Source organism: Pantoea sp. alder81 (genome assembly GCF_020179835.1).
Taxonomy (GTDB): Bacteria; Pseudomonadota; Gammaproteobacteria; order Enterobacterales; family Enterobacteriaceae; genus Pantoea.
In genome coordinates this window covers 124,257-150,324 of sequence record NZ_JAIUDA010000002.1, presented here as the reverse complement: position 1 = coordinate 150,324, position 26,068 = coordinate 124,257, and the positions used below count along the sequence as shown (strand labels likewise).

The window sequence follows — 26,068 nt, the reverse complement described above, 5'->3', positions numbered from 1 at the left end:
ACAGTCCGGTTTTTTTATGCTTAAAGTGCCGGTCCGCGCGGTGGCGACCGATCCAGCAACTCGACGCTGCCATCTTCATTCTGTTGTTCAAGTATCACATCGAACCCCCACAGACGATGCACATGCTTCAGCACTTCGCGGCGGCTTTTATCCAGCGGTGCGCGTTGCTGTGGCACGTAGCGTAAAGTCAGCGAACGGTCTCCGCGCAGATCCACGTTATAGACCTGGATATTAGGTTCCAGATTGCTCAGGTTGTACTGCGCCGACAGCTGTTGACGAATCGCACGGTAGCCGGCCTCATCGTGAATCGCGGCAATTTCCAGGAAGTTATTGCGATCGTCATCCATTACCGTAAACAGGCGGAAGTCGCGCATCACTTTGGGCGACAGGAATTGGCTGATGAAGCTCTCATCCTTAAATTCACGCATGGCAAAGTGCAGCGTTTTCAGCCAGTCGGAACCGGCGATGTCCGGGAACCAGTAGCGATCTTCTTCCGTCGGTGACTGGCAGATACGCTTGATGTCCTGGAACATGGCGAAGCCCAACGCGTAAGGATTTATCCCGTTATACCATTGGCTGTTATACGGCGGTTGATAGACCACATTGGTGTGGCTGTGCAGGAACTCCATCATAAAGCGTTCCGACACTTTCCCTTCGTCGTACATATGGTTGAGGATGGTGTAATGCCAGAACGTCGCCCATCCTTCGTTCATTACCTGCGTCTGTTTCTGCGGGTAGAAATACTGGCTGACCTTACGCACGATACGCAGCACCTCACGTTGCCAGGATTCCAGCAGCGGGGCGTTTTTTTCCATAAAGTAGAGCAGGTTCTCCTGAGGTTCCGAAGGATAACGCGCCGCTTGAACGTGCACGGATTCCTTCTCTTTGCGCGGCAGGGTGCGCCATAAGGTGTTCACCTGGCTCTGCAAATACTCTTCACGGCTTTTTTGCCGGGCTTTCTCTTCCTGCAGCGAAATCTTTTGCGGACGTTTATAGCGATCGACGCCGTAATTCATCAGCGCATGACAGGAGTCGAGCAGTCGTTCCACTTCTTCCACGCCATATCGCTCTTCGCAATCAGTGATGTAGTTCCGCGCGAATAACAGGTAATCGACGATGGAGCTGGCATCGGTCCAGCTGCGGAATAAATAGTTATTTTTAAAGAAAGAGTTGTGCCCATAGCACGCGTGCGCCATCACCAGCGCCTGCATGGTCATGGTGTTCTCTTCCATTAAATAGGCAATACAAGGATTGGAGTTAATGACGATTTCGTACGCTAAACCCTGCTGGCCATGTTTATAGCGTTGTTCGGTTTCAATGAATTTTTTACCGAACGACCAGTGTGCGTAGTTAATCGGCATTCCCACGCTGGAGTAGGCATCCATCATTTGTTCGGAGGTGATGACTTCGATTTGATGCGGATAGGTATCAAGCCCGTAGCTTTTCGCTACACGGTCAATTTCCGCCAGATAGACATCAAGCAGTTCGAAGGTCCAGTCGGGTCCATCACTGAGTCGTTTACTGCTCCGGGTTGGCTCGTCAAAGATTGTCGTCATAGCGCACCTCTGTTTTGCAAGCGGCAGGCAACGGATTGTCACCTGTCACGATCGTTTAAGGCTTCATCCTGAGAAAGACGGCCCAATAAAACTGAGCGAACACTTCAATGATAGTCCACTGTCGCTTATCCGAAACCGGAACTCAATCGAATTCTTTTGGCAGAAAATCATTCAAAAATCAGCGCTTAAGTCATTACTGATGACAACTGTTGGTTTTTAATTGATTGGCAGAACAAAATTCTGTTTATAAGCACATTGTATGACTACGGCGCTTTCTCCTGAAAAAAGAGAAAAGCACTGCCTTGCGCATAATAAATTGCTGGTTAATGGTTTTATGGCATAAAAAATCCTGATTTTTGCACTACCTCATGATTTCTGTGTGCAGAAAGGTGAAAAACATGTGAAATATGTCTGTCGAATGTAAGATGAGAAGTGCTGTCTGGTTATGCTGATACAGACAGCATTCATGGTTGATTATGCTTTTGCCGCGGCGAGGGGCTTATGCGCGTAGTAATTCTTGGAAGTGGTGTAGTGGGAGTGGCGAGTGCCTGGTATCTGGCGCAGGCTGGACATGAGGTAACGGTCATCGACCGCCAGCCTGGCGCAGCGCTGGAAACCAGCGCGGGTAACGCTGGCCAGATCTCTCCAGGCTATGCAGCGCCCTGGGCAGCACCGGGCGTGCCGCTTAAAGCGGTAAAATGGATGTTTCAGCGTCACGCGCCATTGGCCGTTCGCCTCGACGGCAGCAAATTCCAGCTGGAGTGGATGTGGAACATGCTGCGTAACTGCGACATGCGGCATTATCAGGAAAACAAAGGGCGCATGGTGCGTATTGCTGAATACAGCCGTGATTGCCTGAAAGTATTGCGCGCCTCCACCGGTATTGCCTATGAAGGACGTCAGGGCGGTACCTTGCAACTGTTCCGCACCCAGCAACAGTTTGAAAGTGCCAGCAAAGATATCGCCGTGCTGAAAGAAGCCGGTGTGCCTTATGAACTGCTGGAAGCACATCAGCTCCACAGCGTTGAACCTGCGCTGGCCGCTACGGCTCACAAGCTGACAGGCGGTCTGCGCTTACCCAATGATGAAACCGGCGACTGCCAGTTGTTTACCCAGCGCCTGGCGGAGATGGCGGCCGCTGCCGGCGTTACCTTCCGCTATGACACCTCGGTTGATCAATTGCTGCGTGAAGGCAATCGCATTTACGGTGTGAAGTGTGGTGAAGAAGTGATTAAGGCGGACGCCTATGTGGTGGCATTTGGTTCCTATTCGACCGCACTGTTAAAAGATATCGTATCGATTCCGGTTTATCCGCTCAAAGGCTATTCCCTCACCATTCCGATTAAGGATCCGAAAGCTGCACCGGTGTCCACCATCCTCGATGAAACCTACAAAGTGGCGGTTACCCGCTTTGACGATCGCATTCGCGTGGGCGGCATGGCAGAAATTGTTGGTTTTAACACCAAACTCACGCCTGCACGACGTGAAACGCTGGAGATGGTGGTCAGCGATCTTTATCCTGAAGGCGGTTTTGTTGAACAGGCCACGTTCTGGACGGGATTGCGTCCGATGACGCCGGACGGCACGCCGATTGTTGGGCGTACCCCGCTGTCTAATCTCTATCTCAACACCGGTCACGGAACACTGGGATGGACCATGGCCTGTGGATCCGGTCAGCTATTGGCCGATTTGATTTCCGGTCAGAAACCGGCAATTGCCGCAGACGATTTGTCAGTGCTGCGTTACCTGCCGGGATTCGAGCCCCATTCTTCGCCGTTGCGTAATGCTAACGCGGCGCGTTGAGACCTCAGGGAGAGCACAAGCATGTCACGTCCTACTGGCGCTACCATTCATCAACAGGCGCTGCGCCACAATCTGGCGATTGTGCGGCAGGCTGCACCGCAGTCGCGTGTTTGGTCAGTGGTCAAAGCCAATGCTTACGGGCACGGTATTAACCGCGTCTGGCAAAGCCTGGCAGAAACCGATGGTTTCGCGCTCCTGAATATGGAAGAAGCCATTCTGCTGCGTGAGCAGGGCTGGAAAAAACCGATTCTGCTGCTTGAAGGTTTTTTCCATGCAGAAGATTTGGCGCTGATCGATCGCTATCGCCTGACCACCAGCGTGCACAGTAACTGGCAGATTCAGGCACTGGCCAAAGCCTCGCTCTCTGCACCGGTTGATATCTATGTGAAGATGAACAGCGGCATGAACCGTCTCGGTTTTCGCCCGGAACAGGTTCAGGCAGTGTGGCAGAAACTGCGTGCGTTGCCCAACGTCGGCGAGATGACGCTGATGGCGCACTTTGCGGACGCAGAAAATCCGGAAGGTCTGATCGAGCCGATGAAGCGCGTTGAACTGGCTGCCGAAGGTTTGGATTGCCCGCGCTCGCTCTCCAACTCCGCCGCCACCTTGTGGCATCCTGAAGCGCACTTTGACTGGGTGCGTCCGGGTATCATTCTTTATGGCGCATCGCCAAGCGGAGACTGGCAGGATATTGCCAGTACCGGATTGCAGCCGGTAATGACCCTAAACAGTGAAATTATTGGTGTGCAGCAACTCAGTGCTGGAGACGGCGTGGGTTATGGCTATCGCTATCATGCATCCTCATCGCAGCGCATCGGGATTGTGGCTTGTGGCTATGCCGACGGCTATCCGCGCCATGCGCCTACCGGCACGCCGGTGAGCGTCGACGGCATCCGTACCCAGACGCTGGGCGCGATTTCGATGGATATGATGATGATTGACCTTGAACCTTGTCCGCAGGCCGGAATTGGTTCCAAAGTGGAGCTGTGGGGCAATCAGGTGAAAATTGATGAGGTGGCGAAAGCCGCCGGCACGGTGGGCTACGAGCTAATGTGCGCGCTCGCGCCCCGTGTGCCGGTTGAGGTTATTTAAGCGCGGTGACGCTACCGTGCATCTTCTTACTGCAGCGCCAGGCGATCAGGGCCAGCGCTGCACCTAATAGCATCATCAAAGCCAGTGCTGATTTCTCCGCGACCGGCAGCGCGACAATCATCAGACTGCCCCCTGCGCCACACGCCATCTGAATAAATCCCTGCAAAGCTGCGGCTACGCCTGCCTGCTGCTGATAGGGTTCTAACGCATAGCTGGTGGCCGGGCCAACGGTAAAGGCCAGTCCCGCAACCGACACCGCCACCGGAATCATATACAGCGCCCAGTGTGTCTGCCATGCGGCAGGCAACAGCGTCATCCCCGCCAGCAGCAGAATGGCACCTAACAGCATAGTAACAAAGCCCATCGCCAGGCAGAAAGGGCGTCCGGCTTTACGGATGGTCTTATTTACAAACGCACTTACCAGCATGATCCAAAAGCCGTTGGCACCAAAGGCAAAGGAGAACTGCAGGGGCGTCAGACCGCCTTCGGTCATCAACACATGTGGTGCCAGTGACACATAAGTTAGCACCATGCCGAGCGCACCCGCGTTGGCAAACGCAAAGGCGAGGAAACGGGGTTCACGTGCAATCGCGGCATATTGCGCCAGCGGTAAACCTTTGACGCGCAGCGTATCGGCAGGGCGGGTTTCCGGCAGGAAGAACACCACAATCAAGCCAATCACTGCGGCATAACCACACAGGAACCAGAAAGGCGCACGCCAGCCGTAGGCTTCAGCGAGGATGCCGCCCAGCAGTGGGGCTAATGCCGGCACAATATTCAGAGCACCATTCAGGAAACCATAGGCGCGTGCGGCTTCATCGCCACTTAAACGATCGCGTACTCCACTGAACGCCACGACGGCACTGCAACAGACTGCACAGCCCTGAATCAAGCGAGCAAGGAAGAACACTGGCCATTCGGTGGCAGTCGCCGCTACCGCGCTGCCAACAATGTAGAGCGCCAGACCAATCAGCGCGATCGGCTTACGGCCATAATTATCCACCAGCGGACCGGTCACCAGTTGACCGATGCCCATCACCAGTAAAAACAGCGGGATGGTGATCTGAATTAAACTGACCGGGCTGTTCAGGCCTTCAGCGATTTGCGGCAGTGTGGGAAGGTAGAGATCGATGCCGAGCGGTGCCAGCAGCACCAGGCTTAAAAGCAGCAGGGTAAATTTTTGCATCTGTGACCAGAAACGTCCTGTTAAACAAGCGGGAAGGGTAAAGACTTAGCAGAGAAAAAGAAAGGAATAAAAAAGCGATGTCTGCTGAGCCTGCACAGACATCGCATTGAGGGTAGGATCAGTAGGCACCGTCGCGGCGTAAAACAACGCCTGCGGTTTTAAACAGGATGGCAATGTCGGTCCACAGCGCCCAGTTCTTCACATACCAGGAATCAAAGTAGACGCGGGTATCGTAGTCGATATCGTTACGACCACTCACCTGCCACAAACCTGTCATGCCCGGTTTCGCCATCAGGTAATAATCGACATCACCGGCATAGCGTTCCAATTCGGCTTCGATAACCGGACGTGGCCCCACCAGACTCATCTCACCACGAATGACGTTCCACAGCTGCGGCAACTCGTCGAGGCTGGTTTTACGCAGGAATCCGCCAATTTTGGTCACGCGCGGATCGTTTTTCAGTTTGAAATCACGGTCCCATTCGGCTCGTGCTTCTTCACTGGTCGCCAGTAAATTTTGCAGCACTTCCTGCGAGTTGGTGACCATAGAGCGGAACTTGAGGCATTTAAACTTCACACCATCTTGTCCAACGCGTTCATGTCCATAGATGGCATTGCCACCGTCGCGTTTCACCATCGCGCAGAGCAGACCAAATACCGGCCCCAGGAACAGCAGTAGCAGCGAGGCCACCACAATATCGAAGGTACGCTTGAGGAAGCGAGATGAGCGTTTAGCCAGATTGTTACTGACGCGCAGGATCATCACTTCATGGCTGAAGATGAAGGACATATCAGTGCCATACAGCGGCACGCCGCGTAGGGTAGGAATAACCGAAATCGAACGGCATTTCATTTTAGACAGGAACTTCAGCCATTTATCGCGCACCACCTGCTGTTCAAACTCTGTGGCGACGATAAATTGCGTGTTGTCACGATCCATGGTTTGCCAGTTGATGTCTTTCCATGTGATCACCGGTACGCCATTAACGTTTTCAGGGCGATTTTCATCTTCCAGTGAAATAAATGCCTGTACGTTGTAGCCAAGAATTTCTTCACTCTGCAGCGCTGCATAAGCTTCCATGGCATTCTTGCCTGAACCAATAATGATGGTCTCTTTTTGCCATTGCCCTGCACGGTTGATGGCACGTTTGACCAGAGCACGCATTAGCGGCAATAACAGCAGTGCATAAGTCCAGCTGAATACCCAAACCATGCGTGAGAAATCCCACTTGGAGAAGGCAATCAGCGCCAAATCCAGCAGCGAAAACACAAACAGGGTTTTAACAATCTCTTTCAACTCGAACCAGAACGGTTTGCGATAAGTGTAATGACGCATACGCACCCAAAACCAGGCGGTGCAAAGTACAGAAAGCCCTAACTGAGCGATAAAGCGGTATTCAATCTGCTGCGGCGGAATAAAGGTGTCCAGTTCTCCCCAAATACCCTGAACGGTCGCCGCAGATAAAAATAAAGCCAGATTCAGAGCAATTAAATCTGAAAAGCTTAATGCGACTTTTGCGATGAGATTTTTACGCAATCCGCTCCACGAGCGGGTTGCATCATTCATTACCAATGTACTTGCCATAAAACCTGCTCTCTTTTCTTAAGTAAAAGATGGCCTGACCAGAATCAAGTACGCGCTCAGGAGTCGTCCACCGAAAATAAAAAAGAAATGATTTTTCAGTGCGATATAAATCAATGCTGCCATAAGCGCTGCATGGAAAGGGCCGTTTGAGACGTGATAAACATCACAAAAAGCTGCAGCAACGTTTAAGAGTATGCAGGAGTTGTTTGACAGAGTTAATATGGAAATAGTCTTAAAAGGAAATAAATGCTGCGCGAAATAGTGAGCTAGCTAACTGAAATGTAAGGTTAAAAGCAAAAAAAATGCTGATATAACGCTTCATTTTAAGACTGCTTTTAGGAATGACCGCCATACGAAGCGGATGGCGGCGGGGGAATATCAGGCAGGTTTTTTTAATACCCAACGGTCTTGCTGCTTGTCATAGTGTCCGATCTGTAGATCAACGGGTTCGCCATCAATCCACGCTGGCACACTGGTTTCATGATCCCAGCCATCGAGTTGGTAACTCAGGCCAGGGTTGGTATGGCAGGGAATACTGATGGTATCGATGTTCTCAGCATTCAGTTCTGCATCAACGATCTCGTAACGACCAATCTTTACCACGTGACCCATACTTTTCTCCCGTTTGTGCTGGGTGGAATAGTGATCATAGTCGCTCACACGCAGTTTTGGCGCTTTCGCGGTTCGGATTACTCCTTGTCTTCCATCACGCGTACGCCAATTTTAACGATTTGGTTGTCCTCTTTTTCCGCCACCGTCCAGGTCAGCTGGTTCCATTCCACCTGATCGCCCACCACCGGCGTACTGCCCAGCAGGCTCATCACCAGTTGGCCAAGGGATTGCTGATCGTTGGTGTTATCATCAAGTTCCAGCCCATAAATTTGCGCCACATCGCGTAAGCGCGCTTCAGCATCCAGAATGAAGTCACCAAAGAAGCGTTGATCAAGCGCGACGGGTGGCGACTGACTGAACATTTTACCCAGTGCGGGTAAGTCACGTTCACGTCCAATCACGCAAAGCACATCGCCCTCTTTAAGACGCGTGCTGCCATTCGGGTGCATCAGGGCGTTATCGCGGAACAGGGCAGCGATGCGCGTTTCTCGCGGCATCTGCAAATCGCGCAGCGCAGCACCGACACACCATTTGTCAGCGCTGAGCTGGTAAACAAACTGTTCCCACGGATTCTCCGGATGGATATCCAGTCCGACGCGGCTAATGGGCGATGCGGTGGGCGGTACCACAACTTTGGCGCGCCTGGCCGCATAACCCAATGAAGTGCCTTGTAACATCAGTGAGACCAACACCACAAAGAAGGCAATATTGAAGTAGAGCTTGGCGTTTTCCAGCCCGGCCATCATCGGGAACACCGCGAGGATAATCGGCACTGCACCACGCAAACCTACCCAGCTGATGAAGATGCGCTCGCGACCGGTGAAGCCCTTGAACGGCATTAAACCCACCAGAATCGAAAGCGGGCGTGCCACCAGAATCAGCCACAGGGATAAAATCATGGCAGGTACGGCGATGTGCCATAAGTCGGATGGCGTGACCAGTAGGCCCAGCACGATAAACATGCCGATCTGGCTCAACCACGCCATACCATCGAAGGTTTGCAGAATACCGTGACGGTTGCGGATCGGGCTGTTACCCAGCAGGTAACCACACAGATAAACCGCCAGAATACCGCTGCCTTCCATGACCGTGGTGAGCGCGAACACAATGATGCCACCGCTCAACGCCAGCAGCGGATAGAGACCCTGCGCCAGATTAATACGGTTAATCAACTGCTGGAGAGCCCAGCCACCACCCAGCCCCAGTACAATACCGAGACCGAACTGTTGCACCAGATGCACCACAAACATCCAGCTTAATCCGGATTGCCCCTGCTGGATCATGTCAATCAGGGTGATGGTAAGAAACACCGCCATGGGATCGTTACTGCCGGACTCAATCTCCAGCGTGGAACTGACACGCTCGTTAAGCCCTTTATCGCCCAGTAGCGAGAAGACGGCGGCGGCATCGGTAGAACCAATAATCGCGCCGATCAGGAAACCTTGCATCAAATCGAGTTTAAATAACCAGGCAGCAGCCAAACCGGTTAAACCGGCGGTTATCATCACGCCAACTGTGGCGAGCGACAGCGCAGGCCCCAGCGCGACCTTGAATGAGCTGGATTTGGTGCGCATACCGCCATCCAGCAAAATAATGGCCAGCGCGAGGTTTGAAACCAGATATGCCACCGGATAGTTGTCAAAAGCGATGCCGCCAATCCCATCAACGCCGGTCAACATGCCTAACGCAAGGAAGATCACCAAAATAGGGATGCCAAGCCGTGAAGAGAATGAACTCAGAAGAATACTTGCTGCGACCAGCACTGAACCAATAATAAACAAACTGTAAATCATGCTGGCATTCAACGGCGTTCTCCTGCGGTACGAGCGAAAAAGACAAACTGCGGGGGATTCACACAGACAAGGTGAAAAGATAATGCCTTATCAATAGCTTGTCAGCGCTTAATTGCATATTTTTTCAATCTGCGGAGCGCTATCCCATAGATAGTTAAAATTGTGTGATAAATCAGCGGGGATTTCAGGCGAATGAGCGGTGGCGCGGAAAAGAAAAAGCCGGTCATTGACCGGCTTGATGTTCAGGCTTCTGCCACCTGTTTGTGGAAAAGTTCTCTAAATACCGGATAGATGTCCTCCGGCTCGCGGATGTGCTGAATCGCGAAGTTATCAAACATGGCCTGCAGATGTTCATACTCACGCCACAGCGTCTGATGCGCACGTCGCGTGATTTCGATATAGCTGTAATAACGCACAACCGGTAAAATATGTTTGGCCAGAATCTCATGGCATAACGGAGAGTCATCCGCCCAGTTATCGCCATCAGAGGCCTGCGCCGCATAAATATTCCACTGCGCCGGGTCGTAACGCTCTTTGACCACTTCATCCATTAACTTCAATGCGCTGGAAACAATGGTGCCGCCGGTTTCCTGCGAGTAAAAGAACTCCTGCTCATCGACTTCCTTCGCCTGGGTGTGATGACGGATATACACCACCTCCACATTTTTATAGGTTCGGCTCAGGAACAGATAGAGCAGAATATAAAAACGCTTCGCCATGTCCTTGGTGGCCTGATCCATTGAACCAGACACATCCATCAGGCAGAACATCACCGCCTGGCTGGAAGGCTCGGGGCGCTTCTCAAAGTTTTTGTAGCGTAAGTCGAAGGTATCAATAAAGGGCACGCGTTCAATGCGGGCGCGCAGTTCGGCAATCTCTTTACGCAGCCGTTCTTCTTCAAGCAGCTGAGCCGGCTCACTGTTTTCCACTTCAGTCAGCGTGGCTTCCAGTTCGTTCAGCATACGGCGTTTACCGGCCGTCATAGCGGTGCGACGCGCCAGTGAATTTTGCAGTGAACGCACAACGCTGATGTTGGCCGGTACCCCATTTGAGGTAAAGCCCGCGCGGTGAGTTTTATACTCATTTAACTGCCGATGCTGATTTTTACGCAGATTTGGTAAGGCAAGATCCTCAAACAGCAGATCGAGATATTCATCTTTGGATATCTGGAAGACAAACTCATCCGAACCTTCTCCGTCCTGACTGGCGTTGCCCTGACCGCTGCCTCCGCCACCGCCGCCCCCTTGCGGGCGCTCAATGCGGTCGTTTTGTACAAAATGATCGTTCCCCGGATGCACGCGATGGCGACTCCCGCCGCGTCCCTGATGGAAAATCGGCTCATTAATGTCGTCGATAGGAATCGAGACAGATTCGCCGCTATCCACGTCGGTGACCGAACGCTTATTGATGGCCTCGGAGATCGACTGCTTGATTTGCGACTTGTAACGGCGCAGGAAACGCTGCCGATTGACCGCGCTCTTGTTTTTACCGTTCAGACGCCGATCGATAAAATAGGCCATACATATCCCCCAAACTACAGTGCAAGCCAGGCCGGAACCACTCCGGCCTCCTGTTGCGGCGTCACGGCGCCGCGTAGCTTACAGGTAACGATTAAGACGATTTACGCACACGCAGATACCATTCGCACAGCAGGCGCACCTGTTTGCGGGTATAGCCTTTCTCCATCATGCGATCGACAAAATCATCGTGTTTTTTCTGTTCGTCCGTTGAGGTCTTGGTATTAAACGAAATCACCGGCAGTAACTCTTCGGTGTTTGAGAACATTTTCTTCTCAATAACCGTGCGCAGTTTTTCGTAGCTGGTCCAGTTAGGATTACGTCCACTATTTTGTGCCCGGGTACGCAGCACAAAGTTGACGATCTCGTTACGGAAATCTTTCGGGTTACTGATCCCGGCAGGTTTCTCGATTTTTTCCAGCTCGGCATTGAGTGATTCGCGATCAAACAGCTGTCCGGTATCCGGGTCGCGATACTCCTGATCCTGAATCCAGAAGTCGGCGTAAGTCACGTAGCGGTCAAAGATGTTCTGACCATACTCAGAATAGGATTCCAGATAGGCGGTCTGAATTTCTTTGCCAATAAACTCCGCGTATTTCGGGATCAGATAGCCTTTCAGGTGTTCAAGGTATTTCTCTGCCAGATCCTGCGGGAACTGCTCACGCTCAATTTGTTGCTCCAGCACGTAGAACAGATGTACCGGGTTGGCCGCCACTTCGGCATGGTCAAAGTTGAATACGCGCGACAGAATCTTGAACGCGAAGCGGGTTGAAAGGCCATTCATGCCCTCATCCACGCCCGCATAGTCATGATACTCCTGCCATGACTTGGCTTTAGGATCGGTGTCTTTCAGGCTTTCACCATCATAGACGCGCATTTTTGAATAGATGCTGGAGTTTTCCGGATCTTTCAAACGTGACAGGATCGAGAAGCGCGCTAAGGTTTCCAGTGTGCCCGGTGCACATGGCGCTGTTGTCAGCTCACTGTGATTAAGCAGTTTGTCGTAGATTTTGATCTCTTCCGACACACGCAGGCAGTAGGGCACTTTGACAATGTAAACACGGTCAAGGAACGCTTCGTTGTTCTTGTTGTTACGGAAAGTCACCCATTCTGATTCGTTGGAGTGCGCCAGAATGATGCCGTTAAACGGCAGGGCAGAAATCCCTTCAGTACCGTTGTAGTTACCTTCCTGAGTGGCGGTCAGTAATGGATGCAGCACTTTAATCGGTGCTTTAAACATCTCGACGAATTCCATGATGCCCTGGTTCGCGCGGCACAGAGCGCCCGAGTAACCGTAGGCGTCGGGATCGTTTTGCGCGTGATTTTCCAGTTTGCGGATATCCACCTTACCGACTAACGCAGAGATATCCTGGTTGTTCTCATCTCCTGGTTCTGTTTTGGCAATGGCCACTTGTTCCAGTATAGAAGGCCAGACTTTAACTACTTTGAAGCGGGTGATATCGCCGCCAAAGTCATGCAGACGTTTTGCCGCCCACGGCGACATAATGGTGCCGAGGTAACGCCGCGGTACGCCATACTCTTTTTCCAGAATATTGGCGTCTTCCTGCGGGTTGAACAGGCACAGAGGATGATCGTTTACCGGGCTGCGTTCGCCATCGGCACTCAGCACGTAAATTGGAACGCGCTGCATCAGAGCTTTCAAACGCTCTGCAAGAGAGGATTTACCGCCACCGACGGGCCCCAATAAATAGAGAATCTGTTTCTTCTCTTCCAGGCCTTGCGCAGCATGTTTCAGGTAGGAGACGATCTGCTCAATCGCTTCCTCCATACCATAAAACTCTTCGAAGGCGGGATAGCGCCCCATGACGCGGTTAGAGAAGATTCTGGAAAGGCGTGGCTCCTGCGCCGTGTCAACCATCACCGGCTCACCGATAGCCATCAATAGTCGCTCTGCAGCGTTGGCGTATGCACTGCGATCCTGTTTACAGATTGCGAGAAATTCCTGCAGTGTGAACTCTTCGTCCTTGGCAGCTTCATAACGCTGACGATAGTGATCGAATATATTCATAGCGATGCCCGTCCTTTCGTTTTTAGCACAGGTAAAGGAGCGAAATAAGATACGTTTGCAGCTCCCGGAAGATATTCTTTATTGAGTACAGCAACCCTTATGCCAACCTGACGATTTTTTATCGGGATACACAATTCTTATGGTTACTCTGCTCGTACAAAAAGTCTCGTCTTACTTTTAACTGTAGAAGGCATTCAGAAAATCTGCAGGCACATTTCTCCTTATTTAGCGATATATCAATAACAAAGTCTCATAAGCACTAAGGCATTCAGTTTGCAAGACGACCACTGCAGCCTGCCTCAGACTATTCCGCATGGGTGATAAACATCCCTGATTTAACGTTAACCCAGCACGAAAAATTAGTTAGACTCTGCGTGTGATTGTTATATTAATGGACTGATTAAATTGTGAACCAATTCAAACTTAAAGCGCTTGCTTGTGCTGTTCCTTGTTATTTTGCGGCGTTCAGCACTCATGCAGAACCCTTATCTCTTGGGGCTTCGGTTATTTATGCCCAGTCACCTTATCGCGGTGGACAGGACCGATACATCCCGATTCCGGTCATCAATTATGAAGGCGAAAACTTCTGGTTCCGTAGCCTGCAAGGTGGCTACTACCTGTGGAAAGACCAGCAGAATCAACTGTCATTAACCCTGCTGGGTTCACCACAGCAGTACGATCCTAAGGATAACGACCTGGGTGACATGAAGGCACTGGATAAGCGCCGGATGACCCTGATGGCGGGTGCCAGCTATCGTCATGTTGCAGATTGGGGCATCGTGCGCACCGCTCTGCTGGGCGATGTGCTGAACAACAGCAATGGCATCATCTGGGATCTTACTTATCTGTATCGCTTCGATTTTGGCGCGTTCAGCCTGACGCCAGGCATCGGTGCTATGTGGAACAGCGCCAATCAAAACCGCTACTACTATGGTGTGTCTTCACATGAAAGTGCACGGACAGGTATTGCCGAATACCAGCCGGACGACAGCTGGTCACCTTATGTGGAAATGAATGTCAGCTACCAGATTAGCGATAGCTGGAACGCCAGTTTGTCCGGGCGTTACACCCGTTTTGATAGTGAAATCAAAGACAGTCCGATGGTGGACAAAAGCGGTCAGTTCACCCTCTGGACCGGCATCAGTTACAGCTTCTGATGATTTTGCATAACGCCTCTTAATGAGGCGTTTTTTTGACATTGCACCAATAACGCGCCCCATCGTGGCGCACGAGGAGGCGTGATGAAGACTGTTCAATTCCGTGGAGAATCAGCATTACCCGCTATTGGTCAAGGCACGTGGTATATGGGGGAGAATGCAGCGCTGCATCATCAGGAGGTGGCCGCGTTACAGGCTGGATTGGATCTGGGTCTGAAACTGATTGATACCGCAGAAATGTACGCCGAAGGCGGGGCGGAAAAGGTGGTGGGCGAAGCGTTACGCGGACGCCGCCATCAGGCCTGGCTGGTATCAAAAGTCTATCCGTGGAATGCCGGGGAAGTGGATGCAATAGAGGCTTGCGAGAGAAGCCTGAAGCGCTTAGAGACCGATTATCTTGATCTTTATCTGCTGCACTGGCGCGGCAATGTGCCACTGGAGGAGACGATTCGTGCCTTAGAAACCTTGCAACAGCAGGGAAAAATTCGGCATTGGGGCGTATCAAACTTCGACACGGACGATATGCAAGAACTGTGGAGTGAGCCAGGCGGTGAAAACTGTGCAACCAATCAGGTGCTGTATCACCTGGCATCACGAGGAATCGAATACGATTTATTAGCCGCCTGCCAGCAACGTGATACGCCGATAATGGCCTATTGCCCTCTGGCGCAGGCGGGACGTTTGCGTCAATCGCTGTTTGATGATCCCCATTTGCAGCAGATTGCACAACAGAAGAGCATCAGCGTGGCGCAATTGCTACTCGCTTGGGTGATTCGTCAACCTGGCGTGATCGCCATTCCTAAAGCCAGCAGCCAACAACACGTGACGGAAAATGCTGCCGCGTTAAACCTGCATTTGAGCGTTGAGGAATTAGCGATCATCGACCGGGCATTCCCGGCACCGCAGCATAAAACGGCCCTGGACGTGGTTTAGCGGCGCATCAGCGCCGCAAACTTACTTATTTCGCACGCGCAGCGTGGTTCCGAGGCGGGCAGGGGATTCACCGGCGCTTTTCATCGGCTTGTTGATGCGAGCCGTTTCCACGCAGACCATGGTTCTATAGCCTTCGTTAGGCATATCCGCCATGCTGCAGGACAATTCAGGACCAGGATTCCACGTGACAACGTCACTTTGGTAGTGATGGTACACTTCAATCTGTCGTTTTCCTGCGATGTCGTGAATCACACTGCAATCTTCGGCAGCGGTGTGAATTCGATCGACGCGATCAGGGTAGGTTTGCTTGCCATCAGCTGAACTGCCCACTGTATTGGCATTGACCTTGTCGATATAGCTGTTTCCTAAGCCACTGACTTCAACCTGAGCAATATCGGCGATCTGGAAGTAGGTGTGTAAGGCAGCGGTGGCTTCATAATCACCCCAGGCTTCCAGCTCAATTTCACAATGCTCGGCGAGACGGAAACGGGCAAGCAGGGTGAAATCATGAGGCCATAGCTTTTTGGTTTGTGCGTTGCTTTCCAGCGTGAACGTCAGCATGACCGCATCTTCGTTTTCATCGTGTGCGGTCAGTGTCCAGGACTGATTACGGGCGAAACCGTGCGCCGGTTCACCTGCAGGACCAAACCATGGCCAGCAGATCGGCACACCACCACGAATTGCTTTACCTGTGGCAAACGGTGTCTTATCGCTCAACCAAATCACCGGCTGCTGGCCGCTGGGCTGCCAGGAGAGCAGATGCGCCCCTTGTAGCGCGATCGCCGCACGAACTTTAGGATGGCTCACAACCACGATCGGCAAATCGCCCATCTGGCGCTGAGACAGGTAAGGGGTGATCTGATTCACCACCGGTAAACCATAAAGCGTATCTTGCATCGTCAGACCTTCTCTTCTTCCAAATGAAAAAAAAGGGGCGACCGAAGTCACCCCTTGTCTGTTTCGCCAGTTGCTTACTTAGAAGCAACCAGTGCAATCAGATCCAGAACTTTGTGTGAGTAGCCAGTTTCGTTGTCGTACCATGAAACCAGTTTCACGAAGTTGTCGTTCAGTGCGATACCGGCTTTAGCATCGAATACTGAAGTCAGGGTTTCGCCATTGAAGTCGGTTGATACAACATCGTCTTCGATATAGCCCAGAACGCCTTTCATCTTGCCTTCAGATTCAGCTTTGATCACGGCACAGATTTCTTTGTAAGTTGCTGGTTTTTCCAGACGTACAGTCAGGTCAACAACAGACACGTTCGGGGTAGGAACGCGGAACGCCATACCGGTCAGTTTACCGTTCAGCTCTGGCAGAACCACGCCCACTGCTTTAGCAGCACCGGTAGAAGATGGGATGATGTTCTGAGCTGCGCCGCGGCCGCCGCGCCAGTCTTTGTGAGACGGGCCATCAACAGTTTTCTGGGTAGCGGTGGTGGCGTGAACAGTGGTCATCAGACCTTCAACGATACCGAAGTGGTCGTTGATCACTTTAGCCAGTGGTGCCAGGCAGTTAGTGGTGCAAGACGCGTTAGAAACGATGTCCTGGCCAGCATATTTTTCAAAGTTAGCGCCACGAACGAACATTGGGGTCGCATCTTTAGAAGGACCGGTCAGAACCACTTTCTTCGCACCAGCCTGAATGTGTTTACGTGCGGTTTCGTCGGTCAGGAAGATACCGGTTGCTTCAGCAACAACGTCAACGCCCACTTCATCCCATTTCAGGTTAGCCGGGTCTTTCTCAGCGGTAACACGGATTTTTTTGCCGTTAACAATCAGCGCGCCGTCTTTAACTTCTACGGTACCGTCGAAACGACCGTGCGTAGAGTCATACTTCAGCATGTAAGCCATGTAATCCGCGTCGAGCAGGTCGTTGATTGCAACGATTTCGATGTCAGAACGCTGCTGTGCAGCACGGAAAACGATGCGACCGATACGGCCAAAACCGTTGATACCTACTTTGATAGTCATATATTCCACCAGCTATTTGTTAGTGAATAAAAGGTTGGCTGTAAAATTACAAAAACCTTACCAGGCGTCAAGCGGAATCGTGTCAATTGTTGCGACAGGTCAATTCCAACGCCAGGAATAATTGGTTGCGCAATCGCTTACGCAGCACCCTTATAGCGCGCCTATGTTACGCCGAATGGCGGCCGAAAAGGGATGACTTTTGCAAAGGGTGATCGATGTCACAATTTTGCGCTATGAGAGTCGTGGCGAACGGGTTCGCACGAAAAAAGACCATGAAGATGTTGTTCGTTTGTTAGAATACTAGTCGATTTTTACAGAATGACACTCCGGAACTCAAAATGGCTAAAGACACCGCACCCGAGGCAAAAATCGCGCAACTTTCCGAGATGCAGCGTTACGTTACACAGCATCGCGGCACGGAACCTCCTTTCAGTGGCGCGCTACTGCATAACAAGCAGGAAGGCATTTACCACTGTTTAGTGTGCAATTCACCGCTGTTCCTCTCCGACTCCAAATATGATTCAGGCTGCGGCTGGCCGAGCTTCTACCAGCCTTACAGCGATGAGGCGATTCGTTATCTGGAAGATGATTCCCATGGCATGCACCGCGTGGAAATTCGCTGTGGCAATTGTGATGCGCATCTTGGCCATGTGTTCCCGGATGGCCCTCAGCCTTCCGGTGAGCGCTACTGCGTTAACTCTGCCTCATTGAGCTTTACCGATGAGCAGGGCAAGCAACAAGAGGGCTGAGCATGAAGCAAGAACTGGAAGCGATGCTGGCGGCAATGACGCCGGAAGTGTACGAGCGGCTCGCCACTGCAGTGGAAACCGGCAAATGGCCGGACGGTGTCGCGCTCACGCAGGAACAGCGTGACAATAGCCTGCAGCTGGTGATGCTGTGGCAGGCGCGCCATAACGACGACCCACAGCATATGACCATTGGTAAAGGTGGTGAGATGGTGATGAAGTCGAAGAAGCAGCTTAAGGAAGAGTTTGGTATCGAACCGGACGTGACGCGTATTAACCTGCACTAAAATGCCAAAGGGCTGGTTTTCGCCAGCCCTCATTTTCAGATTATTACCGCACCCTGCGCTTCCATCTGTTGGATGGCGATTTCGCTGTCATCGGGGTTGAGATTGACGCCGCGACAACCTTCTTTCACCACTTCAACGTTGTAGCCCAGCTCCAGCGCATCTAATACGCTGTATTTTACACAGTAATCGGTGGCGATACCCAGCATCACCAGGTCACTGATACCGCGCTCCCGCAGCCAGCTGTCCAGCTCCGTTTTGCGGCGATGACCATTGTCGAAGAAGGCACTGTAACTATCCACGTCAACATCTCCGCCTTTGTGGAACACCGCATCAATCAGTGTCCGATCCAGTCCGGGGTGAAAATCCGCACCCACTGAGTTCTCGATACCGTGATCGGGCCACCAGATTTGCGCCAGACCGTTCAATTCGCCCAATGTATAAACCGGTTCGCCAGAGACGGACGCGAAGCTGCCATGATCTGCCGGATGCCAGTCCTGTAATGCCACTACACATTCTCCCCGATCGCGGAACTCGCGTGCGTAGCGATTGGCAACGGCAACCGTTTGGTCGCCTTCGCGCACCGCCATTGGGCCGCCGGGGCAAAAATCGTTTTGAATATCGATGATTATCAATGCCCGCTTCATTACATCTCGCTCCGTATCAGTCGTCGGTCAGTTCGCCACGTAAATTCTGTTGCATTCTGGCACGAATTTCCGAGTTGGTAAGGTTTTGACTCAACAAAAAGTGCAGTTTTGTTAATGTTGCCTCAACCGTAAGGTCAAAGCCGCTGATTACGCCCGCATGCTCCAGCGCGTTGCCGGTGGCATAACCGCCCATGTTCACTTTACCGGACATGCACTGCGTCAGATTCACCACCACAATACCGCGCTCGCTTGCCTGCTGCAGCTCCGCCAGGAACTCCGCATTCTGCGGCGCGTTACCCACACCATAAGAGCGCAGAATCAACGCTTTCACCGGCTGGCGTAAGAAGTTACGTACCACATCGGCAGAAATGCCGGGATAGATGGTAACCACACCAATCGGCTGCGGGGTAATCGGGTGCACAATCAGCTCACCGCTGCCCTGAGGCGCTGGTGGCGTATTGAGTTTTCGAATGTGAATACCGGCTTCCAGCAAAGGCGGGAGATTCGGTGAAGCAAAGGCGTTGAAGCCGTCAGCATGCGCTTTAGTCGTGCGATTGCCACGGAACAGCGTGTTATTAAAGAATAACGCCACTTCATTGATCGGGTAGTTAGCGGCAACGTACAGCGAATTAAGCAGATTCTGCTGGCCATCTGAGCGCAATTCTGCCAGTGGAATCTGCGAGCCCGTCACAATCACCGGCTTCGAGAGGTTTTCCAGCATGAATGACAGCGCCGAAGCGGTAAACGCCATGGTGTCGGTGCCGTGCAGAATCACAAAGCCATCATAGCTGTCGTAATTCTGTTTAATATCATCAGCAATCGATTGCCAATCCAACGGCGTCATATCTGACGAATCCATCAGCGGCTGATATTCGTGAATGGTGAAATTCGGCATTTCTGGCCGATGGAACTCTGGCATGTTAGCCAGTTGCTGCTGCAGGTGACCGGAAACCGGAATGTAGCCCTGTGCGGAGCGCTGCATACCGATGGTACCGCCGGTGTAGGCTACGTAGATATTTTTCTTTTGCATGAATGAACTCAGACTTGCCGTAAAACGCGCAGTATAAGGGGATTAACAGCGAAAAGCAGCCCGACCAGCGGCCGGGCTGTAAAGATTAGCGTACGTTGCCGCAGTTCAGGCAGAAGGCATAGCGATTTTGCGGATCGTTAAGATTATTCATCAGGCCAGGCTGATCTTTCACGGCACTCATCACGTCCAGCATTGGCGCGGGTAGCCAAACTTTCAGTGCCGCTGGCAGCATCGCCTGTGCGGAAGCATTCATCTGATTTAACAGCAGATCAATCATGCCAGGATCGTCCTGATACCAGCTAAGTTGCGGTTTAGCGACTTTTGCCAATTCGGCAGCTTTCGCCACGGCATCGTCAAAGTCACCCAACGCATCCACCAAACCATTGGCTTTGGCATCGCTACCGGTCCAGACGTGGCCCTGAGCAATATCATTGATCTGTTCAGGCGTTTTATGACGTGATTTCGCCACCAGCCCGACAAAGTTGCGATAGCCGTTTTCAATGGTCAGTTGCATCAACTGCTGCACTTCCGTTGGCAGGGCTTTGGTGGTGGCAACATCAGCCAGTGGCGAAGTGGCGACGCCGTCAGTGTGCACACCAATACTGCCCAGACTGTTTTCGACGGTGTTAATGACGCCAAAAATCCCGATCGAACCGGTCAAGGTGCTGGGGGCTGCCACAATGTAGTCTGCTGGCGTAGAGATCCAGTAGCCACCTGAGGCCGCCATACCACCCATCGAAACCACCACCGGCTTGCCCGCGTCATGCGCTGCGGCTAATTCTTCGCGAATCGCTTCCGATGCCGACACGCTACCGCCAGGGCTGTTGACGCGCAGCACGATGGCTTTGATTTTCGGATCGAGACGCGCATCGCGAATCTGTGAAGCGGTGGTATCGCCACCGACATTACCGGCAGTTTCCTCACCATCCATAATCGCGCCATTAGCGAAAATCACCGCGATATTGCCATCCTGATCCTGCTGAGGATGTTTAACGGTGTAATCGTAAATGCTGACGTTGCGGTAATCGTTATTGGCTTTATCCCAGCCAAAGGTTTTCACCAACTCCTGATCTGCGGCCGCACGGCTATCCAGCACGTCGACTAATTTATTGTTCAGCGCATATTTTGCGGTATCACCATCGACGGCCTGCAACCCGCTGATGACGCCAGCTGCCCCCGGGAACAGCTGATCCGGCGTTATCTGGCGATTCGCGGAGACCGTGTTCAGGTAATTCTGCCACAGTTGGCCGATCCAGCGACCATCAGCGTCACGCGCTTCCGGTGACATATCGTCACGCAGGAAAGGCTCGACAGCGGATTTGTAGGTGCCCACGCGGAAGACATGAGAATTAACTTTGAGCTTCTCTAACAGGGATTTGTAATACAAGCCATTGGTAGCAAAACCGTGCAGATCGACGGTGCCCTGCGGTGACAGATAGATCCTGGTGGCATAGCTGGCGATGTAATATTGCGCCTGGCTGTAGCTGTCACCGATGGCGTAAATCGGCTTGCCCGCATCACGGAACTCGCGCAACGATTTACCTAAATATTGCAATGAAGGTTGATCGCCGCCAGCGAATTCACGCAGATCCAGCACGATCCCGGTGATGTTTTTGTCAGTTTTCGCCTGACGAACCGCATCCACCACGTCGAACAATGAATTCTCTTGCAGACGGTCGCTGCTGGCGCCCAGCAACTCACGGCTGATACGACTCAGGCGATTACTGACGGAGGGTTTATCCACCAATACACCGCTTAAATCCACTTTCAGTGCACCTTGTTGCACCGGCTCGCTGCTGTTAGCGCTGGAAAGCTGCATCCAGATACCGACGCCCGCGAGGATTAAGACGATGAGGAATAAATTAAGAATAAATTCCCGAATAAAATTCAACACCCGCCAGCTCCAGCGGAACAGGCCAGCAATAATTCGCCACAATGTGCGCATAAACTCTCCATATTCACGTAACAGGGCAGTCGCCACGCGGTCTGCCCCGATGTCGGGTTCATCCTAATGAGCAGCGTGCGAAATGTCAGCAGGAAATCGCGCCAGACTGTTACAAAAGATCTTGCTGTGCCAGGATTAGCCCACGCTTTTTATTCACGGGAGAATAATGATGGATGCACTGGATTTATTAATTAACCGCCGTTCGGCATCACGTCTGGCCGAACCGGCGCCAGCGGGCGAAGTCTTGCAGAACATTTTGCACGCAGGCTTACGTGCGCCGGATCATGGCACGTTGCAGCCGTGGCGCTTTGTCATTGTGGAGAATGAAGGGCGCGAGCGTTTTGGTAAATTGCTTGAACAAGCGGCGCGTGACAGTAACCTCGATGAAAAAGCGATTGAAAAATCCGCCACCGCGCCGTTTCGTGCCCCGATGATTATCACCGTAGTGGCACACTGTGAAGAGCATGCCAAAGTCCCGCATTGGGAGCAGTTAGTCTCCGCCGGCTGTGCGGTAATGGCGATGCAAATGGCCGCGGTTGCACAGGGCTTTAATGGTATCTGGCGCAGCGGCCCATGGACTGACCATCCTTCAGTGCGTGAAGCCTTTGGTTGCCGCGAGCAGGATGCGATCGTCGGATTCCTGTATCTCGGTACACCGCAACTCAAAGCGAATACGACAGTGGTCGCACCGGACACCGCGCAATTTGTCAGTTATTTCTGACAGACATCGGCGGGTTTCTTCGGCAGGGTGAGCCGTGTTGCAAAGATTGCACACCACGTGTGCGAAAGATCGAGCTTAGGTCGCGCAACACTTACCACCGGCTGACAGCCAGGCTAACATACGGCCTTCTGTTCAGCGCATAAGGAACCCGCCATGAGTGAACCTCTTCGTCTGACGCAATACAGCCATGGAGCTGGCTGCGGCTGCAAAATTTCGCCGCAGGTACTGGAAACCATTCTTCATAGTGAGCTGACTCCTTTTCACGACCCGCAGCTGCTGGTGGGCAACGAAACCCGTGACGATGCCGCTGTTTACGATCTTGGCAACGGCACGGCGGTGGTAAGTACCACAGACTTCTTCATGCCGATTGTCGATGATCCCCATACCTTTGGCCGTATCGCCGCTACCAACGCTATCAGTGATATCTATGCCATGGGCGGTAAACCGATCATGGCGATTGCCATTTTAGGCTGGCCCGTCAACGTGCTGAGCCCGGAAGTGGCGCAGCAGGTGATTGAAGGTGGCCGTGCGGCGTGCCAGGCTGCCGGTATTGCGCTGGCGGGTGGGCACTCGATCGATGCACCGGAGCCGATTTTTGGCCTGGCTGTAACCGGCATCGTTGATGTGGCGCGGGTGAAAAAGAACAGCGCCGCGCAGGTGGGGAGCCAGTTGTTTCTCACCAAGCCGCTGGGAATTGGCATCCTGACCACGGCCGAGAAAAAAGGTCTTCTGTTGCCAGAGCACCAATCTTTGGCGGCTGAGGTGATGTGTCAGTTGAATAAAGCCGGTGCCGAGTTCGCTAAACTGGACGGTGTTAGTGCCATGACCGATGTGACCGGGTTTGGCTTACTTGGACACCTGAGTGAAATTTGCCAGGGCTCAGGCTTGCGCGCTGAAATCAATGCTGAGAAGGTTCCGCGCTTGCCGGGAGTCGATGACTATATTGCTGCGGGGGCAGTGCCCGGTGGCACTCAGCGCAATTTTGCCAGCTATGGTGCCCATATTTCCGCGATGGATGATGCCACGCGTGCGTTACTCTGCGACCCGCAAACCTCGGGCGGTTTACTGGTAGCAGTGCAACCCAGCGAAGTTGAAGCCTTCCAGCACTGCGCAACATTGGCAGGCGTGCAGGCGACGGCGATTGGTGAACTATTGGCTGCCGATCCCGCCTGCCCATTAATTACCGTTGTGAGTTGACGTAGAAGGAACGACGCCAGACATGCGTTTGTTTATTGCTGAAAAACCCAGCCTGGCGCGCGCCATTGCTGATGTACTGCCGAAACCACATCGACGTGGTGACGGCTTTATTGCCTGTGGCAACGATCAGATGGTTACCTGGTGCGTCGGGCATTTGCTGGAGCAGGCGCAGCCGGACAGCTATGACAGCCGCTATGCGCGCTGGAATCTTGCCGATCTACCGATTATCCCGGAAAAGTGGCGTTTACAGCCGCGTCCGTCGGTGGCGAAACAGCTTAAAGTGATTGAAGGTTTACTGCAGCAGGCGAGCGAAGTGGTGCATGCCGGTGACCCGGATCGTGAAGGTCAATTGTTAGTCGATGAAGTGCTGGACTACCTGCAACTCGCGCCGGAAAAGCGGCAGAGAGTGCAGCGTTGTCTGATTAACGATCTCAATCCCTCCGCCGTGGAACGTGCCGTAAGCCGTTTGCGTGAGAACCGCGAGTTTATCCCACTGTGCGTCTCCGCATTGGCCCGCGCCCGCGCAGATTGGCTCTACGGCATCAATATGACCCGTGCGTTTACGCTGTTAGGGCGCAATGCCGGTTACGATGGCGTGTTGTCGGTAGGACGCGTTCAGACACCGGTGCTCGGCCTGGTGGTGCGTCGCGATGAAGAGATCGAAAACTTCATTCCGAAAGATTACTTCGAAGTGAAAGCGCACATCGTGACGCCGAAGGATGAGCGTTTCATTGCCAGCTGGATACCCAGCGATGCCTGCGAACCCTGGCAGGATGAAGAAGGCCGCCTGTTACACCGATCGCTGGCCGATCACGTATTGGAGCGTATCAACGGTAAGCCGGCTATGGTCACCGGCTATAACGACAAACGGGAATCTGACACCGCGCCGCTGCCTTTTTCGCTCTCCAGCCTGCAGATTGAAGCAGCGAAGCGTTTTGGTCTCAGCGCGCAAAACGTACTGGACTGCTGCCAGCGTCTGTATGAAACCCACAAGCTGATTACCTATCCGCGTTCTGACAGTCGTTATTTGCCGGACGAACATTTCGCCGGACGCCATGCGGTGCTGAATGCGATTCAGGCGCATCAGCCTAATCTGAAACCGCCGACGGATTTTAATCCCGATAAGAAGAACCGCTGCTGGGACGATAAGAAGGTCGATGCGCATCACGCCATCATCCCCACCGCCCGCTCCAGCAAAGTGAATCTGACGGAAAATGAAGCCAACATTTACGGCCTGGTGGCACGTCAGTATCTGATGCAATTCTGCCCTGATGCAGTGTTTCGCAAATGCGTTATCGATCTCGAGATTGGCGGTGGCAAGTTTGTTGCGAAAGCACGCTTTCTGGCAGAAGCGGGTTGGCGTGCCTTACTCGGCAGTAAAGAGCGTGATGAAGAGAACGATGGCACGCCTTTACCTGTCGTGGCAAAGGGCGATGAGCTGCTGTGTGAGTGCGGTGAAGTGCTCGCCAAGCAGACACAGCCGCCGCGCCCATTTACCGATGCCACTCTGTTATCCGCCATGACCGGCATCGCGCGCTTTGTTCAGGATAAAGAATTAAAGAAAGTGCTGCGTGCGACCGATGGTTTAGGGACGGAAGCGACGCGAGCCGGCATCATCGAATTATTGTTCCGCCGGACATTCCTCGTGAAGAAAGGCCGCTATATTCATTCTACGGATGCGGGCAGGGCGCTGATCCATGCATTACCTGAAATGGCGGCCCGGCCAGATATGACGGCTCAGTGGGAATCGACATTAACGCGCATCAGTGAAAAGGCCTGCCGCTATGATGAGTTTATGCAGCCGCTGGTCTCCACGCTGATCGGGTTAATTGGCGAAGCGCGTCAGCGACCCTCGTTGCAATCATTTAGAGGCATTGCCGCACCGGCCGCTAAACGTAAAGCAAAACCGAAATCGACCCGGCGTAAAACCAAGGAGACAGAGTGATGCGTTATATCCTATTAGCGCTTAGCGGGCTGCTGCTGTGCACGAATTCGGCGCTGGCAAACCGCCAGCCGGAAAACAGTCGCATGGGCAATACGGATGTGGTGGTTGATATGCCACCTGAAGTCTGGACACAGGGCCAGAATAATCAGCAGAGCAACTGCCTGCAGTGCTGCACCTATGAGAATCGCAGTTATTCTGAAGGGGCGGTCGTCAAAGCGGAAGGCGTACTGCTGCAGTGTGGGCGTGATGAAAAAGTGATGGGCACTAACCCGCTTATCTGGAAAATCATCAAATAAACAGCGTGGCGTTTTCACGCCACG

22 protein-coding genes are annotated in these 26,068 nt (G+C 52.7%); 10 read left to right on the top strand and 12 right to left on the bottom strand.

From position 1 onward, the window contains the following. Positions 1 to 20 precede the first annotated feature (20 nt). Positions 21 to 1,556 carry a SpoVR family protein gene (locus tag LBW88_RS05620; RefSeq protein ID WP_224931811.1) on the bottom strand — a complete coding sequence of 512 codons (1,536 nt, stop codon included), beginning with the start codon at positions 1,554 to 1,556 and terminating at the stop codon, positions 21 to 23. Positions 1,557 to 2,057: 501 nt separating this feature from the next. On the opposite strand from LBW88_RS05620, the gene LBW88_RS05615 reads away from it, so the two are divergent. Beyond that, complete coding sequence (locus LBW88_RS05615; RefSeq protein ID WP_224931813.1) at positions 2,058 to 3,359, top strand: D-amino acid dehydrogenase; 1,302 nt, start codon at positions 2,058 to 2,060, stop codon at positions 3,357 to 3,359. Between the two features lie 21 nt (positions 3,360 to 3,380). Continuing rightward, on the top strand, positions 3,381 to 4,451 hold the full coding sequence (dadX, locus tag LBW88_RS05610; protein WP_224931815.1) for a catabolic alanine racemase DadX: 1,071 nt from the start codon (positions 3,381 to 3,383) through the stop codon (positions 4,449 to 4,451). On the opposite strand, the gene LBW88_RS05605 is transcribed toward dadX, so the two are convergent. The 6 genes from LBW88_RS05605 to yeaG all read right to left on the bottom strand — a co-directional run bounded on the left by LBW88_RS05605 (position 4,444) and on the right by yeaG (position 13,173). Continuing rightward, a complete protein-coding gene (locus tag LBW88_RS05605) occupies positions 4,444 to 5,637 on the bottom strand; it encodes a multidrug effflux MFS transporter (protein ID WP_224931817.1) in 1,194 nt (397 codons plus the stop codon). The genes dadX and LBW88_RS05605 overlap by 8 nt on opposite strands. 118 nt (positions 5,638 to 5,755) lie before the next feature. Continuing rightward, entirely contained in the window at positions 5,756 to 7,222 is a 1,467-nt protein-coding gene (gene wbaP, locus LBW88_RS05600; RefSeq protein WP_224931819.1) for an undecaprenyl-phosphate galactose phosphotransferase WbaP, read from the bottom strand. A 378-nt stretch (positions 7,223 to 7,600) separates the two neighbouring features. Continuing rightward, the gene (locus tag LBW88_RS05595) at positions 7,601 to 7,834 is read right to left on the bottom strand and encodes a DUF1480 family protein (RefSeq protein ID WP_224931821.1); all 234 of its coding nucleotides are present in this window, start codon (positions 7,832 to 7,834) and stop codon (positions 7,601 to 7,603) included. Between the two features lie 77 nt (positions 7,835 to 7,911). Beyond that, positions 7,912 to 9,639 (bottom strand): potassium/proton antiporter, encoded by a 1,728-nt coding sequence (locus LBW88_RS05590; protein WP_224931822.1) that lies wholly within the window; start codon positions 9,637 to 9,639, stop codon positions 7,912 to 7,914. 230 nt (positions 9,640 to 9,869) lie between these two features. Next, entirely contained in the window at positions 9,870 to 11,147 is a 1,278-nt protein-coding gene (locus LBW88_RS05585; protein WP_224931823.1) for a YeaH/YhbH family protein, read from the bottom strand. 91 nt (positions 11,148 to 11,238) lie between these two features. Beyond that, positions 11,239 to 13,173 carry a protein kinase YeaG gene (yeaG, locus tag LBW88_RS05580; protein ID WP_224931824.1) on the bottom strand — a complete coding sequence of 645 codons (1,935 nt, stop codon included), beginning with the start codon at positions 13,171 to 13,173 and terminating at the stop codon, positions 11,239 to 11,241. 407 nt (positions 13,174 to 13,580) lie between these two features. On the opposite strand from yeaG, the gene LBW88_RS05575 reads away from it, so the two are divergent. Beyond that, complete coding sequence (locus LBW88_RS05575; RefSeq protein ID WP_224931825.1) at positions 13,581 to 14,330, top strand: MipA/OmpV family protein; 750 nt, start codon at positions 13,581 to 13,583, stop codon at positions 14,328 to 14,330. An 84-nt stretch (positions 14,331 to 14,414) separates the two neighbouring features. Continuing rightward, positions 14,415 to 15,263 (top strand): aldo/keto reductase, encoded by an 849-nt coding sequence (locus LBW88_RS05570; protein ID WP_224931826.1) that lies wholly within the window; start codon positions 14,415 to 14,417, stop codon positions 15,261 to 15,263. Positions 15,264 to 15,284: 21 nt separating this feature from the next. On the opposite strand, the gene LBW88_RS05565 is transcribed toward LBW88_RS05570, so the two are convergent. Both LBW88_RS05565 and gapA read right to left on the bottom strand, forming a co-directional pair. Then, a complete protein-coding gene (locus tag LBW88_RS05565; protein ID WP_224931827.1) occupies positions 15,285 to 16,160 on the bottom strand; it encodes a D-hexose-6-phosphate mutarotase in 876 nt (291 codons plus the stop codon). Positions 16,161 to 16,234: 74 nt separating this feature from the next. Continuing rightward, the gene (gene gapA, locus LBW88_RS05560; protein ID WP_034828788.1) at positions 16,235 to 17,233 is read right to left on the bottom strand and encodes a glyceraldehyde-3-phosphate dehydrogenase; all 999 of its coding nucleotides are present in this window, start codon (positions 17,231 to 17,233) and stop codon (positions 16,235 to 16,237) included. Between the two features lie 338 nt (positions 17,234 to 17,571). Here gapA and msrB point away from each other — a divergent pair, with 338 nt between their 5' ends. Continuing rightward, entirely contained in the window at positions 17,572 to 17,982 is a 411-nt protein-coding gene (gene msrB, locus LBW88_RS05555; protein WP_224931828.1) for a peptide-methionine (R)-S-oxide reductase MsrB, read from the top strand. A 2-nt stretch (positions 17,983 to 17,984) separates the two neighbouring features. Then, a complete protein-coding gene (locus tag LBW88_RS05550) occupies positions 17,985 to 18,266 on the top strand; it encodes a YeaC family protein (protein WP_200570059.1) in 282 nt (93 codons plus the stop codon). Positions 18,267 to 18,301: 35 nt separating this feature from the next. Here LBW88_RS05550 and pncA read toward each other — a convergent pair whose 3' ends face one another. The 3 genes from pncA to sppA all read right to left on the bottom strand — a co-directional run bounded on the left by pncA (position 18,302) and on the right by sppA (position 21,885). Then, complete coding sequence (gene pncA, locus LBW88_RS05545) at positions 18,302 to 18,910, bottom strand: bifunctional nicotinamidase/pyrazinamidase (RefSeq protein ID WP_224931830.1); 609 nt, start codon at positions 18,908 to 18,910, stop codon at positions 18,302 to 18,304. A gap of 16 nt (positions 18,911 to 18,926) precedes the next feature. After that, on the bottom strand, positions 18,927 to 19,940 hold the full coding sequence (gene ansA / locus LBW88_RS05540) for an asparaginase (protein WP_224931832.1): 1,014 nt from the start codon (positions 19,938 to 19,940) through the stop codon (positions 18,927 to 18,929). An 85-nt stretch (positions 19,941 to 20,025) separates the two neighbouring features. Further along, positions 20,026 to 21,885, bottom strand: coding sequence for a signal peptide peptidase SppA (gene sppA, locus LBW88_RS05535; protein ID WP_224931835.1), 1,860 nt, complete (start codon positions 21,883 to 21,885; stop codon positions 20,026 to 20,028). Between the two features lie 169 nt (positions 21,886 to 22,054). Between sppA and LBW88_RS05530 the strand changes: the two genes are divergently transcribed. The 4 genes from LBW88_RS05530 to LBW88_RS05515 all read left to right on the top strand — a co-directional run bounded on the left by LBW88_RS05530 (position 22,055) and on the right by LBW88_RS05515 (position 26,044). Further along, entirely contained in the window at positions 22,055 to 22,606 is a 552-nt protein-coding gene (locus LBW88_RS05530) for an NAD(P)H nitroreductase (protein WP_100700669.1), read from the top strand. Positions 22,607 to 22,759: 153 nt separating this feature from the next. Next, positions 22,760 to 23,803 carry a selenide, water dikinase SelD gene (gene selD, locus LBW88_RS05525; RefSeq protein WP_224931837.1) on the top strand — a complete coding sequence of 348 codons (1,044 nt, stop codon included), beginning with the start codon at positions 22,760 to 22,762 and terminating at the stop codon, positions 23,801 to 23,803. Positions 23,804 to 23,825: 22 nt separating this feature from the next. After that, complete coding sequence (locus LBW88_RS05520; RefSeq protein ID WP_224931839.1) at positions 23,826 to 25,748, top strand: DNA topoisomerase III; 1,923 nt, start codon at positions 23,826 to 23,828, stop codon at positions 25,746 to 25,748. Beyond that, positions 25,748 to 26,044 carry a YnjH family protein gene (locus tag LBW88_RS05515; protein ID WP_224931841.1) on the top strand — a complete coding sequence of 99 codons (297 nt, stop codon included), beginning with the start codon at positions 25,748 to 25,750 and terminating at the stop codon, positions 26,042 to 26,044. Before LBW88_RS05520 ends, LBW88_RS05515 begins: the two co-directional genes overlap by 1 nt. Positions 26,045 to 26,068 lie beyond the last annotated feature (24 nt).

What these genes read in the sequence shown, in the direction of transcription:
- dadX (WP_224931815.1), top strand. Translation starts at nt 3,381, where the DNA reads ATGTCACGTCCTACTGGCGCTACCATTCATCAACAGGCGCTGCGCCAC.
- pncA (WP_224931830.1), bottom strand. Translation starts at nt 18,910, where the DNA reads ATGAAGCGGGCATTGATAATCATCGATATTCAAAACGATTTTTGCCCC.
- LBW88_RS05515 (WP_224931841.1), top strand. Translation starts at nt 25,748, where the DNA reads ATGCGTTATATCCTATTAGCGCTTAGCGGGCTGCTGCTGTGCACGAAT.
- msrB (WP_224931828.1), top strand. Translation starts at nt 17,572, where the DNA reads ATGGCTAAAGACACCGCACCCGAGGCAAAAATCGCGCAACTTTCCGAG.
- wbaP (WP_224931819.1), bottom strand. Translation starts at nt 7,222, where the DNA reads ATGGCAAGTACATTGGTAATGAATGATGCAACCCGCTCGTGGAGCGGA.
- LBW88_RS05605 (WP_224931817.1), bottom strand. Translation starts at nt 5,637, where the DNA reads ATGCAAAAATTTACCCTGCTGCTTTTAAGCCTGGTGCTGCTGGCACCG.
- LBW88_RS05615 (WP_224931813.1), top strand. Translation starts at nt 2,058, where the DNA reads ATGCGCGTAGTAATTCTTGGAAGTGGTGTAGTGGGAGTGGCGAGTGCC.
- gapA (WP_034828788.1), bottom strand. Translation starts at nt 17,233, where the DNA reads ATGACTATCAAAGTAGGTATCAACGGTTTTGGCCGTATCGGTCGCATC.
- LBW88_RS05620 (WP_224931811.1), bottom strand. Translation starts at nt 1,556, where the DNA reads ATGACGACAATCTTTGACGAGCCAACCCGGAGCAGTAAACGACTCAGT.
- sppA (WP_224931835.1), bottom strand. Translation starts at nt 21,885, where the DNA reads ATGCGCACATTGTGGCGAATTATTGCTGGCCTGTTCCGCTGGAGCTGG.
- LBW88_RS05565 (WP_224931827.1), bottom strand. Translation starts at nt 16,160, where the DNA reads ATGCAAGATACGCTTTATGGTTTACCGGTGGTGAATCAGATCACCCCT.
- selD (WP_224931837.1), top strand. Translation starts at nt 22,760, where the DNA reads ATGAGTGAACCTCTTCGTCTGACGCAATACAGCCATGGAGCTGGCTGC.
- LBW88_RS05550 (WP_200570059.1), top strand. Translation starts at nt 17,985, where the DNA reads ATGAAGCAAGAACTGGAAGCGATGCTGGCGGCAATGACGCCGGAAGTG.
- yeaG (WP_224931824.1), bottom strand. Translation starts at nt 13,173, where the DNA reads ATGAATATATTCGATCACTATCGTCAGCGTTATGAAGCTGCCAAGGAC.
- LBW88_RS05585 (WP_224931823.1), bottom strand. Translation starts at nt 11,147, where the DNA reads ATGGCCTATTTTATCGATCGGCGTCTGAACGGTAAAAACAAGAGCGCG.
- ansA (WP_224931832.1), bottom strand. Translation starts at nt 19,940, where the DNA reads ATGCAAAAGAAAAATATCTACGTAGCCTACACCGGCGGTACCATCGGT.
- LBW88_RS05530 (WP_100700669.1), top strand. Translation starts at nt 22,055, where the DNA reads ATGGATGCACTGGATTTATTAATTAACCGCCGTTCGGCATCACGTCTG.
- LBW88_RS05570 (WP_224931826.1), top strand. Translation starts at nt 14,415, where the DNA reads ATGAAGACTGTTCAATTCCGTGGAGAATCAGCATTACCCGCTATTGGT.
- LBW88_RS05595 (WP_224931821.1), bottom strand. Translation starts at nt 7,834, where the DNA reads ATGGGTCACGTGGTAAAGATTGGTCGTTACGAGATCGTTGATGCAGAA.
- LBW88_RS05520 (WP_224931839.1), top strand. Translation starts at nt 23,826, where the DNA reads ATGCGTTTGTTTATTGCTGAAAAACCCAGCCTGGCGCGCGCCATTGCT.